General features: G+C 75.3%; 13 protein-coding genes. 9 read left to right on the top strand and 4 right to left on the bottom strand.

All coding sequences use genetic code 11. The features are described from left to right. Positions 1-105 precede the first annotated feature (105 nt). From EDD40_RS03405 to EDD40_RS03390, 4 genes are read right to left on the bottom strand one after another with little or no spacing between them, the layout of a single operon-like run. Positions 106-1,158, bottom strand: coding sequence for an Ldh family oxidoreductase (locus EDD40_RS03405; protein WP_123741605.1), 1,053 nt, complete (start codon positions 1,156-1,158; stop codon positions 106-108). Continuing rightward, positions 1,155-2,390: a M20/M25/M40 family metallo-hydrolase gene (locus EDD40_RS03400; protein WP_123741604.1), complete on the bottom strand. Its 1,236-nt coding sequence runs from the start codon at positions 2,388-2,390 to the stop codon at positions 1,155-1,157. The genes EDD40_RS03405 and EDD40_RS03400 overlap by 4 nt, the downstream gene beginning before the upstream one ends. Before the next feature lie 31 nt (positions 2,391-2,421). Continuing rightward, positions 2,422-3,240 (bottom strand): sugar phosphate isomerase/epimerase family protein, encoded by an 819-nt coding sequence (locus tag EDD40_RS03395; protein ID WP_123741603.1) that lies wholly within the window; start codon positions 3,238-3,240, stop codon positions 2,422-2,424. After that, positions 3,230-4,252 (bottom strand): Gfo/Idh/MocA family protein, encoded by a 1,023-nt coding sequence (locus tag EDD40_RS03390; RefSeq protein WP_236595035.1) that lies wholly within the window; start codon positions 4,250-4,252, stop codon positions 3,230-3,232. Before EDD40_RS03390 ends, EDD40_RS03395 begins: the two co-directional genes overlap by 11 nt. A gap of 227 nt (positions 4,253-4,479) precedes the next feature. On the opposite strand from EDD40_RS03390, the gene EDD40_RS03385 reads away from it, so the two are divergent. Genes EDD40_RS03385 through EDD40_RS41365 form a run of 9 tightly spaced genes read left to right on the top strand, consistent with a single transcriptional unit; the run spans position 4,480 to position 14,613 of the window. Next, on the top strand, positions 4,480-5,628 hold the full coding sequence (locus tag EDD40_RS03385) for an aminotransferase class I/II-fold pyridoxal phosphate-dependent enzyme (RefSeq protein WP_123747716.1): 1,149 nt from the start codon (positions 4,480-4,482) through the stop codon (positions 5,626-5,628). Continuing rightward, on the top strand, positions 5,625-6,752 hold the full coding sequence (locus tag EDD40_RS03380) for a DegT/DnrJ/EryC1/StrS family aminotransferase (RefSeq protein ID WP_123741602.1): 1,128 nt from the start codon (positions 5,625-5,627) through the stop codon (positions 6,750-6,752). The genes EDD40_RS03385 and EDD40_RS03380 overlap by 4 nt, the downstream gene beginning before the upstream one ends. Before the next feature lie 10 nt (positions 6,753-6,762). Then, complete coding sequence (locus EDD40_RS03375) at positions 6,763-7,686, top strand: UbiA family prenyltransferase (RefSeq protein WP_123741601.1); 924 nt, start codon at positions 6,763-6,765, stop codon at positions 7,684-7,686. Next, positions 7,686-8,990 (top strand): NAD(P)/FAD-dependent oxidoreductase, encoded by a 1,305-nt coding sequence (locus tag EDD40_RS03370; RefSeq protein ID WP_123741600.1) that lies wholly within the window; start codon positions 7,686-7,688, stop codon positions 8,988-8,990. Before EDD40_RS03375 ends, EDD40_RS03370 begins: the two co-directional genes overlap by 1 nt. Continuing rightward, on the top strand, positions 8,987-10,540 hold the full coding sequence (locus EDD40_RS03365; protein WP_246037382.1) for a class I adenylate-forming enzyme family protein: 1,554 nt from the start codon (positions 8,987-8,989) through the stop codon (positions 10,538-10,540). The genes EDD40_RS03370 and EDD40_RS03365 overlap by 4 nt, the downstream gene beginning before the upstream one ends. Further along, positions 10,537-11,304, top strand: coding sequence for a class I SAM-dependent methyltransferase (locus tag EDD40_RS03360; protein WP_342777751.1), 768 nt, complete (start codon positions 10,537-10,539; stop codon positions 11,302-11,304). Before EDD40_RS03365 ends, EDD40_RS03360 begins: the two co-directional genes overlap by 4 nt. Continuing rightward, positions 11,301-12,698 carry a CoA transferase gene (locus tag EDD40_RS03355; RefSeq protein ID WP_123741597.1) on the top strand — a complete coding sequence of 466 codons (1,398 nt, stop codon included), beginning with the start codon at positions 11,301-11,303 and terminating at the stop codon, positions 12,696-12,698. The genes EDD40_RS03360 and EDD40_RS03355 overlap by 4 nt, the downstream gene beginning before the upstream one ends. Continuing rightward, positions 12,695-14,209: a class I adenylate-forming enzyme family protein gene (locus tag EDD40_RS03350; RefSeq protein WP_123741596.1), complete on the top strand. Its 1,515-nt coding sequence runs from the start codon at positions 12,695-12,697 to the stop codon at positions 14,207-14,209. The genes EDD40_RS03355 and EDD40_RS03350 overlap by 4 nt, the downstream gene beginning before the upstream one ends. Next, positions 14,206-14,613 carry a carboxymuconolactone decarboxylase family protein gene (locus EDD40_RS41365; protein ID WP_170184928.1) on the top strand — a complete coding sequence of 136 codons (408 nt, stop codon included), beginning with the start codon at positions 14,206-14,208 and terminating at the stop codon, positions 14,611-14,613. Before EDD40_RS03350 ends, EDD40_RS41365 begins: the two co-directional genes overlap by 4 nt. Positions 14,614-14,619 lie beyond the last annotated feature (6 nt).

Below are 14,619 nucleotides of genomic sequence, written 5' to 3'. Positions count from 1 at the left end.
TCGGCGACACGGCCGATCCACCCGGGCCCGACCCACCCGGAGCTGACCCACCCGGATCCGGTCCGGCCGCCCGTGACGCCGGTCGCCCGGCCGCCTCCGACCCGCTCATCCGACGGCCCGCAGGGCCGGCGAGATCGAGCGCAGCTCCTCGTACAGCTCGTCCGGCACCGGAACGCCGTGGACCCGGCGCCACCGGGCGCGTTCGCCCTCGTGCCAGCCCGGGTAGCTCACCGGTTTGCGGGGGTCGATCGGCTTGGCGCCCGCCACCGCGCCGAACAACGCCGCCGCGTCCTCCCGGAACCCCGAGCGCAGCGCCGACGGCGCGAGCACCAGCGCCGTCACCCCGATGTCGTCGTCCCGCGACACCGACGACAGCGGCCCCGTCGAGGCGCCCGGCACGAGCGCCGCCAGCACCTCGACCAGCAGACCCAGCCCGAAACCCTTGTACGCGCCCGTCTCGGTCGCCCCGCCCAGCCACAGCAGCCGCCCGTCACCCCGGTCGAACGCCGCCGGGTCGGTCACCGGTGTCCCGTCGTCCGCCGCCAGCCACCCCGGCGGGACCTGCTCGCCCGCGCGCGCCGCCGCCCGCACCCGGCCCGTCGGCACCACGGTCGTGCTCATGTCCAGCACGAACGGCGGCCGGTCGCCCGCCGGGCACGCCAGCGCCAGCGGGTTCGTGCCGAGCAGCGGTTCCCGGCCGTCCGGCGCGGGGGCGATGCGCTGGCCGCCGCAGTTCGAGGCGATCAGCCCGACCATCCCGTGCGCCGCCGCCCGCGCCGCGTGGTACCCGGCGCAGCCGATGTGCGTCGCGCCGCGCAACGTCACCACCCCGATCCCGTACCGCGCCGCCCGCGCCGAGGCCAGCTCCACCGCCTGGGACGCCGACCACAGCCCGAGCGCCCGGCGCGCGTCGGCCAGCACGGACGCGCCGAGGTCGGCGACCACCGCCATGTCGGCCGTCGGCTCCGTGCGCCCGGAGTCGAACAGCGGCAGGTACAGCCGGGTCAGGTTGACCACCCCGTGCGTGCTCATCCCGGTCAGGTCGCCGTGGCACAGCGCCTCCGCGGCGACCGCCGCCCGGTCCGGCGGCACGCCCCGCGCCCGGAAGACACCGGTGACGGTGTCGAGCAGGGTCGGGTAGGGCACCAGGACGGTCATGTTCCTCCGTTCCGCGCGAACTTCACGACGATGTCCCGCACCGCGTCGGCGAACCGGTCGAGGTCGGCGACGTCGGCGTGCTCGCCGCGCGCGTGGGCGTTGTTGGCCTCCAGCGATCCGGGGCCGAGGACGGCGGTGTGCGCGCCCGGCACGTCGGCCAGCCAGATCGCGTCACAGGTGAACGCGGGCTCGTGCGCGGGCCAGCGCGGCACGATGCCGTCCAGCAGCGGCACGTCCTGCGGCGGCAGGGCGGGCAGCCCGCGCTTGCGCCACACCAGCCGGGTGATCAGGGCCGCGTCGACGGCGGTGCGGTGGAACGGCGGCACACCCCGGAAGCGGGCGGTGAACTGGGCCAGTCCTTCCGTCAGCGCGGCGTCCAGCGCCACGGCCAGCACCCGCGCGGACGCCGTGCTGCCGTAGGAGAGGTTCAGCAGCAGCTCGCCGCCGCCGTACACGCGGTTGTGCATGCGGCCCGTGTGCAGCCCGGCCACGCACACCCGCCCGTCCGGAACCCGGCCGGCCAGGGCGCCCGCCAGGTGCTGGGCGAGGAACCCGAGCAGCACGGTCGCGTTGTGCCCGGCCTGCGGCTGGTCGTCGACCGCGTCCTCGCCGCGCACCTGCACGCACGCCGTCATCGCGGCCGTCGAGCGGGGCAGGTAGCGCATGCCGGTGGGCTCGCAGAACACGTTCAGGCCGCCGTGGTAGCCGGCCTCGACCAGCGGACGGGTGCCGAACACGCCCATCGCGCCGCCCTCCTCGCCGGACACCGCCTGGATCAGCACGCTCACGTCCCGCCCCACCGCCGGTTCGGCCATCGCGGCGCGGACACCGGCCAGCAGCGCCACCGCCGGTCCTTTCGCGTCGATCGCGCCGCGGCCGTGGAACCGGACGCCGTCGAACCCGGCCGGCTCGAACGGCGCGACCGTGTCCAGGTGCACGTTGAACATCACCACCGGCTCGGCGTCGCCGACCCGCAGCACCAGGTTCGGTTGCCCGGCCAGGAAGTCCGGGTCCTCGGCGATGGCCTCCCGCACGACGGCGGGCACGTCGTGGCGCAGCACGTCGGCCTCCCGCGCCGGTCCCAGGTGCACGGTGCGCATGCCGAAGGACTCGGCCGCCTCCGAGTACGCGTGCACCGCGTCCCACAGGCGCACCTCGTCGGTGGTCTCCAACGGACCCGCGGTCGGCAGCGCGAGCAGCCGCAACAGCAGGTCGCGGTCCTCACCGATCACCGCACGGCTCCGCTCGCCGCCCAGTCTCCGATCACCGCACCAACCCGGCCATGGCCCGGCCGGCCGCCACGAACGCGGGTGAGGCGTCCGGGGCGAGCGCGCCCGACTCGTGCGGGCGCAGCGACACGTGCGGCTCCAACGACCACGCGCCCCGGTAACCGCGGGCGCGCAGCAGCTCGACGCAGTCGGCCACCCGAGCGTCACCCGAGCCGGGCAGCACGAACCGGTCACCCGACGCGTCCTTCACGTGCACGTGCTCGACGTGCGCGGCCACCTCGCGCAGCATCGCGTACCCGTCGTAGCCGTGCGCGACGCCGTTGCCGGTGTCGAACAGCAGCCTCAACGCCGGGTTGTCCACCGCGTCGAGCAGGTCCAGCGCGCGCTCCGCGCTCGTGCCCGCCCACCCGGAGCAGTTCTCGTGCAGCAGCACGACCCCGGCCGCGCCGGCGAGCTCGGCGAGCACGGACACCCGCATGATCACCCGGTCGCGCCACCGCAGCTCGGACAGGCCCGCGTTCGGGTACGACATGATCCGCACGTACCGGGTGCCCAGCGCGGCGCAGCGGCGCAGCAGCACGTCCAGCTCGGCCAGGTCGTCCTCGAACGGCGTGCTGATCGGTCGGGCCCACCCCCCGATCCGGGAGGCCAGGCACACCACCCGGACCTGTCGCGCCGCCAGCTCCTTCGCCACCACCGCGAACTCGTCGTCGTCCAGGTCCGCCACCGCCCGCCCGTCCACGGTGCGCAGCTCCAGGTGCGACCAGCCCAGCTCGGCGAGCACCGCCAACTGGCCCGCCAGGTCCGGCGCGGCCTCGTCGGCGATGCCCGCCAGCACCGGCTCAGCGGACATGCGCGGCCACCGGGCCGGGCGACGCCTCGCCGCGCGCGGCGGGGATCACCGGCTCGGCGCAGATGTTCTTGGCCACCGACAGCAGCTGCACCACGTCCGTGGCGAACGCGAACCCCCGCGCGTGCTGGTCGCCCGCCGCGTGGAACAGCCGGTAGGCGCGCAGCACCCACTCGGTGAGCGAGTCGTCCCGCAGCACCTCGTGCTCGCGCCGCCCGTTGAGCGTGACGGTGAGCTGCGCGTGGTCGTCGTCGTCGCTGACCGCGTAGTGGCCGACCGCGCTGCCCTTCTCGAACTCCACCGTGATCCGGCGCTCCCGCACCGGCGAGGTGAGGTCCGAGCTGATCTCCGTGCGCACACCGCTGTTGTGCCGCAGGCCGATCCGCGCGCCGCCCATCCGCGGCACGACCACGTCGCCCACGGTGAGGTCGAACCCGGCCGCGTGCGTGACCCGCGCGCTGCCCGCGAGCCGCAGCGCGAGGGCCACGCCGTGCGGCAGCTCCACGTCGAACGCGGTCAGGTGGCTGGGCCTGGTCAACGAGCGGCGGAAGCGCGGTTTGTTCTGCACGATGGAGACGGACTTCGGCTCGCCGAGCGTGCCGCCGCGCACCAGCTCCATCAGCCGCACCGTGAGCGAGCTGGTCAGCCACGGCTCGACCACCGCGATCCGCAGCCCGTGCTTGCGGCGCAGCCGGATCACCCGGGCCAGGTCGTCGGCGTCGGCGGCGAGCGGCTTCTCCGCGATCACGTTGCGGAAACCGCGTTCGGCGAGCTCGGCCATCACCTCGGCGCGCACGGACGGCGGCGTGCAGACGTGCGCCACCGTGTCGCCCGGGTCGAGCAGGGTGGCGGCCTCCGCCAGGCTGCCCACCATCGACACACCAGGCCGTTCCGGGGGCAGCCGCCGGGGGTCGCACGCCACGATCGGCCGGTCGTCGAACAGCTGTCGGACCGAGGTCCGCGCCCTGGCCAGCACCGGCAGGTGCAGGTCCGCACCGGCTCGGCCCAGTCCCACGACGAGTGTGCGCACTATTGAGCCCCGTCTTGTCTCGTCCGGTCGGGAATGAGCGATGTCAGCTCGCAATTGACCGCCCCGACGTTGTCCCAATCGCGAAGGTCTGTCAACTCCGGGGCGGCGGGTTGACCAGGAAGAGTGAACTGGCCGGTGGTCGGCCGCCAGCCCGGTGACCTGCCATACGCTCACCCCCGGAAGCGGTGACCGCGGAGGTGAGTGCGCTGACCGTGCCATTCTTCACGCAATCGGCGACATTTTCCGGATTGTGGCCGATAACGCGACGGCACATTGTCGAAGTCATCCAGAACGGCAAGTACTCGCACGGGCGGAAAGTGCTGGAACTGGAACGGGCGCTGGCCGCGTACACCGGGGCCGCGCACGTGGTCGGGGTGAACAGCGGCACCGACGCGCTCGTGCTGCTGCTGCGGGCGTGCGGGCTGCGCCCCGGCGACGAGGTGGTCGTGCCCGCGTTCTCGTTCATCGCGTCGGCGTCCTCGGTGGTGCTCGCGGGCGGCGAACCGGTGTTCGCCGACATCGAGCCGGACGGCTACGGCCTCGACCCGGCGTCGGTCGCCGCCGTCGCCGGCCCGCGCGCCCGGTTCGTCATGCCGGTGCACCTGTTCCACCACCTCGCCGACCTGACGGGCCTGGCGGAGGTGGCGCGCGGGCTGGACCTGACGGTGGTGGAGGACAGCGCCGAGGCGATCGGCATGCGCCACAACGGGGCACACGCGGGCCTGCTCGGCGCCGGGGGAGTGCTGTCGTTCTTCCCGACCAAGACCCTCGGCGCGCTCGGCGACGCGGGCGCGGTGATCACCAACGACCCGGTGATCGCCGAGACGGTGGGCGCGCTGCGCCACCACGGCCGGTTCGGCCGCACGATCGACAACTTCCCCGGCATCTCCACCGGCACCGGCGCGGTCGGGGTGAACAGCAAGATGGACGACGTCCAGGCCGCCGTGCTGCTGGCCAAGCTGGACCGGCTCGAAGCGGACATCCGCCGCCGCGCGGTGCTGGCCCGCCGCTACGCCGACGGCCTGGCCGGCGTGCCGGGGGTGCGGAAGCTGCCGTCCGTGCTGCCCCGGCGCGCGAGCGTGCGCGGGGTGTTCTACGTGTACGTGGTCGAGGTCGACCGGCGCGACGAGCTGGCCGCGCACCTGGCCGGGCGGGGCATCGGCACGGAGACCTACTACCCGACGCCGCTGCACCTGCAACCGTGCTTCGCCCGCCTCGGCCACCGGCCCGGCGACTTCCCGCACGCGGAGGCGGCCTCCCGCCGGACCCTCGCGCTGCCGCTGTACCCGGACCTGCCGCTGGGTGACGTCGACCGGGTGTGCGCCGCGATCCGCTCCTTCTACCTCGGAGAGCGCGCGTGAGCATCCCGTTCTTCCCGCCGGACCTGTTCGACGGCGACCTGCTGCTGGAGGTGGTCCGGGAGGTCGGGCTCGCGCCGGACCAGCGCTTCATCCTCGGCTCGCGCACCGCGCGGTTCGAGGAGGTGCTGCGCGACGGCCTCGGCGTCGCCGACGCGGTGGCGTGCGGCAGCGGCACCTCGGCGTTGACGCTGGTGCTGCACGCGATGGGCGTGGGGCCGGGCGACGAGGTGATCGTGCCCGCGTACGGGTGCGCGCCGCTGGCGTCCGCGCCGTCGACCCTGGGCGCGACGCCGGTCTTCGCCGACGTGGACCCGTGGACGATGGTGGTCGACCCGGCCGAGGTGGACAAGCTCGTCACCGAGCGCACCAAGGTGATCATGCCCGCGCACGTGTTCTCGGTGATGGCGGACATGCCCGCGTTGCGGCGGATCGCCACCGAGGCGGGGGTGCGGCTGCTGGAGGACTCCGCCGTGGGCCAGGGCGGGGTGCTCGCCGGCCGCGCGGCCGGGACGTGGGGCGACGCGGGCGTGTTCTCATTCGTGCAGGTCAAGACGTTCGGCATGCCCGGCGAAGGCGGGATGGTCGTCACCGGCGACCCGGCGCTGGCCCGCGAGGTGCGGATGCTGCGCAACCACGGCCAGGACGGCGTGCACCGGTTCCGGCACCACCGGATCGGCCACAACAGCCGCTTCGACGAGGTGATGGCCGCCTTCCAGCTGCGCCGCTTCGCCACGCTGCCCGACCGGCTCGAACGGCGGGCGCGCATCGGCGAGTACTACACCTCGCGGTTCGCCGACCTGGCCGCCCGCGGCGTGCTCGCCCCTCCGCCGGGGCGGGACGGGCGCTGCTTCTACGTCTACTCGCTGCTGGCCGACCGGCGGGACGCGTTGCGCGACCACCTGACCGCGCACGGCATCGGCTCGCACGTCTACTACCAGGCGCCGCTGCCGCGCCAGCCCGCGTTCGCCGGGCACGCCCAGCCGGGCCGCGACTGGCCGGCCGCGGCGTCCGCCGCACGACGCCAACTGGCCATCCCCATCCACCCCCACCTGACCGACGCGCAGGTGGAACACATCGCCGACGAGGTGTGCCGGTTCGCGGCCACGTCCGGCGCACACGGCTGAGGAGAGTCCGATGACCACCGTCATCGCGCCCGGGTCCAGGGGCGCGTACGTGAAGCTGGCCAAGCTCGACATCGTCGACTACTACCTCGGCGTCCTGGTGGTGTGGGCGCTGCTCGCGCCCGCGCTGCGGCTGGACGTCGGCGTGCTGGGCGCCATGGGCGTGTTCCTGGTCGGCGAGGTGCTCGTGATCGTCGCGATGGTCGCGCTGGACGACCTCACCGGCTACCGCGACGGCAGCGACACCGCCAACTACGCCCCCGACGCACCGGCCCGCAAGCTCGACCGCAAGCCGCTGGTCGCGGGCACGCTCACCGAACCGCAGGTGCTGCGGTTCGCGCTGATCACCGCCGTGGCGGGCGCCGCGGTGTGGCTCGGCGCGCTGGCCGTCGCGCCGCACCGTCCCGTGTGGACGGTCGCACTGGTGGCGGTCACCTACTTCTTCGCCCTGCAGTACTCGTGGGGCCTGAAGCTGAGCTACCGGGGCTGCCAGGAGTTCTTCCTGGCCGCGCTGGGCTGGGCGCTGGTCCTCGCGCCGTACGGCCTGGCCACCGGGCGGGTCGACGGACTGGTGGTCGTGCAGGCCTTGATCTTCGGCCTCGGGCCGCTGCTGTTCGGCGTCTACTCCAACACCAACGACGTCGAGGGCGACCGGCGCGTCGGCCGGCCCACGGTGGCGGCGCTGACCTCGCCCGCCGGCAACCGGCGCTTCGTCCGCGCCGTCTCGGCGTGCGAGCTCCTGCTGGTCCTGGCGCTGCCGCTGGTCGGCGGCCCCTGGTGGTTCCCGCTCGCGCTGCTGCCCACCATCCTGTTGCGGGCCAAGCAGTTGCGCGTCGGGTTCGGCGAGGGCGACATCCTGCGCGCCCGGCGGATCGGCATCGACGCGCACCGGGTCACCGTGGTGGCGCTCGTCGTGGTGAACCTGGTGGTGCGGTGATGGACCTCGACGTGGCGGTGATCGGCGCCGGGATCGCCGGCCTGGCCGCGGCGCACGAGCTGGCGCTGGCGGGACGGGAGGTGCGGGTGTTCGAGGCGGCCGACCACGTCGGCGGCCGGATGGCCACGCGGCACGTGGCCGGGTTCGTGGTCGACACCGGCGCCGAGCAGATCTCCACCCGCGGCTACCCGCACACCTGGGAGCTGCTGCGGCGGCTGGGCCTCGACGACGTGCCCCCGATCGGCCGTCGGCTGGGGGTGTGGCGGGACGGCCGGGCGCACCGCGGGTTGGCGCACCCCTCGGGCCTGGTCACCGGAGCGGGGCTGGCCGTGCGCGCACGGCTGGACTTCGCCCGCGCGACCCGCGGCCTGGCCAGGAGCAGCGCGGTCGACGTCGAACGGCCCGAGGCGTCCCGCGTGGGCAAGGCCACCGTCGCCGAGTTCTGCGCCCCCTACCACCGCGACGTGCTGGAGTACCTGTGCCAGCCGGTGGTGTCGGGGTTCTTCGGGTGGCAGCCGGAACGCTCCGCCGCCGCGCCGTTCCTGGCGCTGCTCGGCGCGATCGGCCCCTCCACCGCGTGGCGCGCCTACGACCGGGGCATGGACGTGGTGGCCCGCGCGCTGGCCGCGCGGCTCGACGTCACCACGTCCTCCCCGGTGCGGGAGATCCTGGCCGGACCGGCGTACGCCCGGATCACCGGCGACGGCACGGAGCTGCGCGCCCGGTCGGTGGTGCTGGCGGTGCCCGCGCCCGTCGCGCGGCAGGTCTACGTGAACCCGCCGGAGCACGAGCGGCCGTTCCTGGACGCGTGCACGTTCACCCCGATGGTGAAGGCGCACCTGATGCTGGACCACCGCCCCGAGTCCGACGTGTACCTGCTGGCCGTGCCCCGCGCGGAGAGCCGGTCGGTGTCGGTGGTGCTGTTCGACCACCTCAAGCACCCCGACCGCGCCCCCGAGGGCCGCGGCCTGCTCACCCTGATCGCGAGCCCGGCGGTCGCGCCGGCGCTGCTGGACGCCACCGACGACGAGGTGGTGTCCGCGCTCGCCGCCGAGGCCGAGCGCTTCGTGCCCGGCCTGCGCGCCGCCGTGACCGGGTCGGTCGTCCACCGGTTCCGCCACGGCCTGCCCGAAGCCACACCGCACGCCCTGGCGCTGCGCGGCGAGTTCGCGTCCCGCCTCGGCGGGGTCGTGGACTACGCGGGCGACTGGGTGTCCCTGACCCCGTACAGCGAGGCCGCGGTGCGATCTGGCCGCCGAGCCGCCGCACGGGTCCGCGAGGTGCCGAGGAGGCAACACGCATGAGGCCGCACGACATGGGCACGCTGTTCGACGAGGTCGCGGCGCGCGGCACGCACACCACCGTGCACCTGGACCGGCCCTTCGACATCCTGCCCGCCGGGTACGGGCCGGGGGTCGACTTCACCGTGCCGCAGCTGGCCGGGCTGGTCCGCGAGGCCGCCGGCTGGTTGTACGAGGCGGGCGCCCGGCGCGGCGAGCGGGTGGCGGTGGTGAAGCGCAACCACTACGACTACGCCCTCCTCGCGTGCGCGGCGGTGCGGATCGGCGCGGTGCCCGCGCTGCTGTCCGGCCACCTGCCCGACGACGTGCTGGAGGTCCTGCTCAAGCGGCTCGACCCGGCGGTGCTGGTCACCGACCGCGTGCCACCCGTCGGACTGGCCCGGAGGGTGCTGTCGCTGGGTCCGCCCGTGCCGGGCGCGTTGACGCTGGACGACGTGCGCGGCGCACGGGTGCCCGCCCCCCGGCGCAGGCACGACGACGAGCCGTTGGTCGTCAACCACACCTCGGGCACCACGGGTGTGCCGAAGCTCGTGGTGCACACGACCCGCACGATCGTGCACCGGCTGGCCCGGTTCGAGGCGGTGCGCTGGCCGGTGATCGGGGTGCGCCGCGACGACGTGGTCGCCAACGCCGGCTCCTACGCGCACGGCCGCGCGTTCTGCTGGACGGCCAGCGTGTTCTGCCTCGCGCCGCGCAAGGTCGTGCTGCTCAGCGACCCCGGGTCGGCCGCCCCGGTGCTCGCCCGGCACCGGCCGACCGTGCTGGAAGCGCTGCCGTCGGCCTACGTGCGGTGGCAGCCGCTGACCACGCGGCCGGACCACCCGTTCCGGGAGGTGCGGCTGTTCGTCAGCACCTTCGACGCGATGCACCCGCCGGCGATCCGGGCGATGCTGCACGCCTCCCGCCGCAGACGTCCGCTGTGGATGCAGGGCTGGGGCCAGACCGAGACGGGCCCGCTGACGTTCCGCTTCCTCACCCGCCGCGCGCTCGACCGGTCGCCCGACGCCCGAGACCTGGGCCGCCCGGTGCCGGGCCGGACCAGGCTGCGCGTGGTGGACCCGGTGACGCTCACGCCCGTGCCCCGCGGCCACAGCGGCCTGGTGCTCGCGCGCACGGCGGCCCGGTGCGCCGGGTACGTCGGCGAGCAGGACCGCTGGCACGCCAAGACCTCCGGGCCGTGGTGGAACACCGGCGACCTCGGCGTGCTGACCCGCGGCGGCTCGGTGCGGCTGCTGGACCGCGAGGTCGACGCCGTGCCGGGGCTGAGCTGCCTGCGGGTCGAGGACCTGGTCGAGGACCGGTTGCCCGAGGTCGTCGAGTGCGTGGTGCTCGGCACCCCGGGCCGGCCGCCGATCCCGGTGCTGGTGACGTCCGGCCCGCTGGACCCCGCGGCGTGGCGGCAGGCGGTCGCCGACCTGCCGCCGATGGCCGACCCGCACCTGATGGCCTGGGACGACGTCCCGCGCACCGCCACCGGCAAGGTGCGCCGGCTCGACCTGCTCACCCGGCTGGCGGGCACCGCCGAGACCCACGGCAGCGGGAGGTGGACGTGACCACCTACGTGTTCGACCGCGCGCACGTCGCCGAACAGCACCGCTGCCTGGCCGCCGCCTACGACCCGGTGACCTTCGCGCGGCTCGCGCAGACCGGGGTCCGGGCCGGCTGGCGCTGCCTGGACGTCGGCGCGGGCGGCGGCACCGTGGCGCACTGGCTGGCCGGCCGCGGCGCGACCGTGCTGGCGACCGACGTGCAGCCGGACCACGTGCCGCCCGCGCCCCGGCTCACCGTGCTGCGGCACGACGTGGTGTGCGACCCGCTGCCCGACGCCTCCTTCGACCTGGTCCACGTGCGGCTCGTGCTGCGGCACCTGCCCGAGCGCGACGCCGTGCTGCGCAAGCTCGTCGCCGCGCTGAAACCCGGCGGGTGGCTCCAGGTGGACGAGTTCGACAACTCCTACAGCCCGGTGCTGCTCGCGCCGGACCGGGACGCCGCCGAGCTGTACGAGACGTTCCTGGCGGTCAAGGAGAGCGTGTTCGACGTCTACGGCGTCGACGGCGCGTGGGGGCGCAAGGCGCCCGGCGCGATGGCCGAGGCCGGGCTGGTCGACGTGGACCCGAGGGTGGTCGTGCACCCGTGGCGGGCCGGGTCGCCGGGCGTGCGGCTGCTCGCGCACACCACGCACATGCTGCGGGACAAGCTGGTGGAGGCGGGCATGAGCGACGAGCAGCTGGCCGCCGTGCGCGAGGTGCTGGCCGACCAGCGGTTCCTGGCCACGTCGCCGGTCGTCTACTCCGTGCACGGCCGGCGGCCGGCATGACCTCGGCGGTGACGGCCGCGCCCTGGTCGGGACCGGTGGACCTGCCGCTGGGCGGCGAGCTGGACGTGCAGGCGGCGTGCGGCCTCATGCACGTGCACGGTCGGCGGTTCGGGCGCCCCACGGCGCTCGGCCTGGACTACGCCTCGATCGTGGCCGCGGAGCTCGACGAGATCGGCCGGTCGGCGTTGGAGGTGGCGCGGCTGCGCGGTGCGCCGCTGGAGGCGGTGACGACGTCGGTCGCGCAGGCGGCGCTGCTGGCGGTGTCGCAGTACCTGGCGGCGGCCACCGCCGACGAGCCGGACCCGGCGCCGGCGGGGGTCGGCGGGCCGCCGTTCCTGTCCGCCGACGGGGTGGCGTTCGAGGTCGAGGCGCTGGACGCCGAGGTGTGGCGGCGGTTCTGGGCCGCGTTGGACGCCGACCCGCGCGTGGTGGCGTCGGCGTGGCGGCCGTTCCAGCAGCGGTTCGCCACCGCGACGTGCCCGTTGCCGCCGGAGCTGACCGGCCTGACCGCGCGGCTGCCGGTCGTGCGGCTCGAACGGGCCGCCGAGTCGACCGGGATGACGTTGGTGCGGGTGGCGCACCGGGCGGTCGACGACGTGCCGCCCCACGTGGTGCGGCCGTTGGGCGCGGCCGCGGGCCCGGTCGGGGGAGGGGCTCCGGGCCCGGGCGCGCTGCCGCTGTCCGGGCTGGTGGTGCTGGAGTCGTGCCGGCGGGTGCAGGGACCGGTCGCCGGGCACCTGCTGTGGCAGCTGGGCGCGACGGTGGTGCGGGTCGAGCCGCCGGGAGGCGACCCGCTGCGCGGCGTGCCGCCGATGGCCGGTGACGTCTCCGCCCGGTTCCACGCGGTGAACCGGGGCAAGCGGGTGGTGACCGCGGACCTCGGGACCGTGGCCGGGCGGCGCGAGCTGCTGGAGCTGGCCTCGGGCGCGGACGTGTTCCTGCACAACTGGGCGCCGGGGAAGGCCGCCGCGTGGTCGTTGCGGGCACGGGACGTCGCGCGGGTTCGGCCCGGGATCGTCTACGCGCACGCGTCCGGGTGGGGCGACGCCCTGGGCCCGCGACCGCCGTTGGGCACCGACTTCGTGGTGCAGGCCCACGCCGGAGTGCCGCCGTCCTTGATGACGACCGTGGACGTGTTCGGGGGCGTGGTGTGCGCCCGCGGTGTCGTGGACGCCGTGGCGGAGCGGATCCGTTCGGGGACGGGCCAGGCGGTGGCGTCGTCGTTGCTGTCGGCGGCGTCGAGGCTGAACGCGCGGGCGACGCGGCGGTGCACGGCGCCGTTGAGCGTGCCGGTGTGCACGGACCTGGCGGAGTTGGCGCGGGACCGGCGGTTCTCGCGGGCGCTGGTGTCGGACGGGTGCGTGGTGCCGGGGTCGGCCTGGAGGTTCGGATGACGTGGACGTCGTCGACCGGGGTGGTGCTGCGGGACCTGGTGCCCGCCGCGCTGCGCCGGTCCTGGGTGGCGGCCGGCCACTGCCCCGACCGGGACCTGTACTCGTTGTTCCGGGAACGGGTGGCCGCGCACCCCGGGCGGCCGGCGGTGATCGACTCCGCCGGGTCGGTGGACTACGCGTGGGTGGACCGGGCGGTGCGGTGGCAGGCGAGGTCGCTGCGCGGTCACGGCCCCTCCGACATCATCGGCATCCGGGTGCCGAACGGGCGGGAAGGGGTGGTGGCGGAGCTGGCGGTGGCGGCGGTCGGCGGCGTGGCGGTGCACCTGCCCGACGGCGGTCCGCCGGTGACGGGCACGGGCTCACCGGTGGTGGGCACGGTGATCACCGACGTGTCGGACGCCCTGGCCGCGGCTTCCGACCCGGCCCGGGAGGCGCCGCGGTGGGCGCCGGTGGCGGTCGACCCGGAGGCGCCGGCGCGGATCCTGGTGTCGTCGGGGTCGGAGTCCGCGCCGAAGCTGGTCGCCTACTCGCACAACGCGTTCGCCGGCGGCCGGGCGAACTACGTGCGGGCGGTGCACGGCGGCACCGCCGTGCCGCGCGATCTGGTGCTGGTGCCGTTGGCGTCGGCGTTCGGGTCGTTCGGGGCGGCGATCACGCTGTGCCGGTGGGGCGGCACGGTGCTGCTGATGCGGCGGTTCGACGCGGCGGCGGCGTTGCGCGTGGTGGCGGAGCACCGGCCCACGCACGTGTTCGGCGTGCCCACGATGCTGCGGCGGATGGCCGCCCTGGCCTCCGCGGCCGACACCTCGTCGGTGCGCGCGGTGGTGTCCAGCGGCGACGTGCTGACACCGGAGGCGCTGGCGGCGACCCGGTCCGCGTTCGACTGCCCGGTGATCAACGTCTACGGGTCGTCCGACGGCGTGAACTGCCACACGTCGACACCGGAGCACGGGGTGGGCCGGCCCGACCCGGCGGTCACCGACATCCGCGTGGTGGACGGCGAGATCTGCGCGCTGGGGCCGATGACACCGCTGTGCTACGTCGACGCGCCCGAGCTGGACCGGCGGCACCGCCTGCCCGGCGGCTGGGTGCGGACCGGCGACGAGGGCTTCTTCGACGACGGCGGGACCCTGCACGTGGTGCGCCGGCTCAAGCGGGTGGTGATCCGCGGCGGCTACACCATCAGCCCGGCCGAGGTGGAACGGGCGCTGGACGGCCACCCCGAGGTGGCCGAGGTGGCGTGCGTGCCCGTGCCGGACCCCGACCTGGGGGAGCGGCTGTGCGCGTGCGTGGCCGTGCGCCCCGGCCGGCCGGCGCCGTCGCTCGGGCAGCTGACCGCGTTCCTGAGCGACCGCGGCCTCAGCCGCCGCAAGCTGCCCGAACACCTGGTCGTGCTGCCGGAACTGCCGCTGGGTCGGACGGGGAAGGTCTGCTTGCCCACGGTGACCCGGCTGGCGGCCGAACGGCACGCGGGCGGGCGCGGGGATCTCACAGGAGGTGGTCGGTGGTGAGGCTCGATCCGTTCGCCGGGCCGGGGTTCGCGGCGTTGGGCGCGGTGGCCAAGGCCGTGGACGACGTGGACCTGCCGGTCGGGTTCGTCGAACTGGTGCGGTTGCGGTGCTCGCAGATCAACGGGTGCACCTACTGCGTCCGGCTGCACGGCGACGCGGCCGCCGCGGCGGGGGAGACGCGGGACGTCGCTTCTTGGCGGACCGGTCCCGCGTTCACCGGGCCGGAACGGGCGCTGCTGGCGTTGGCCGAGGCGGTGACCCTGGTGCACGACGGGCACGTGCCGGACGCCGTCCTCGACGCGGCGGTCCACGCCGTGGGCGAGGTGCTGACGCAGCAGGTCGTGTGGGTGGCGACGGTGGTGAACGCCTACAACCGGCTGGCGATCAGCGCGCGGCTCACCTGACCGGTG

The organism is Saccharothrix texasensis, assembly GCF_003752005.1.
Lineage (GTDB): Bacteria > Actinomycetota > Actinomycetes > Mycobacteriales > Pseudonocardiaceae > Actinosynnema > Actinosynnema texasense.
The sequence above is the reverse complement of the archived record's forward strand: the minus strand, read 5'-3'. Positions and strand labels throughout refer to the sequence as shown.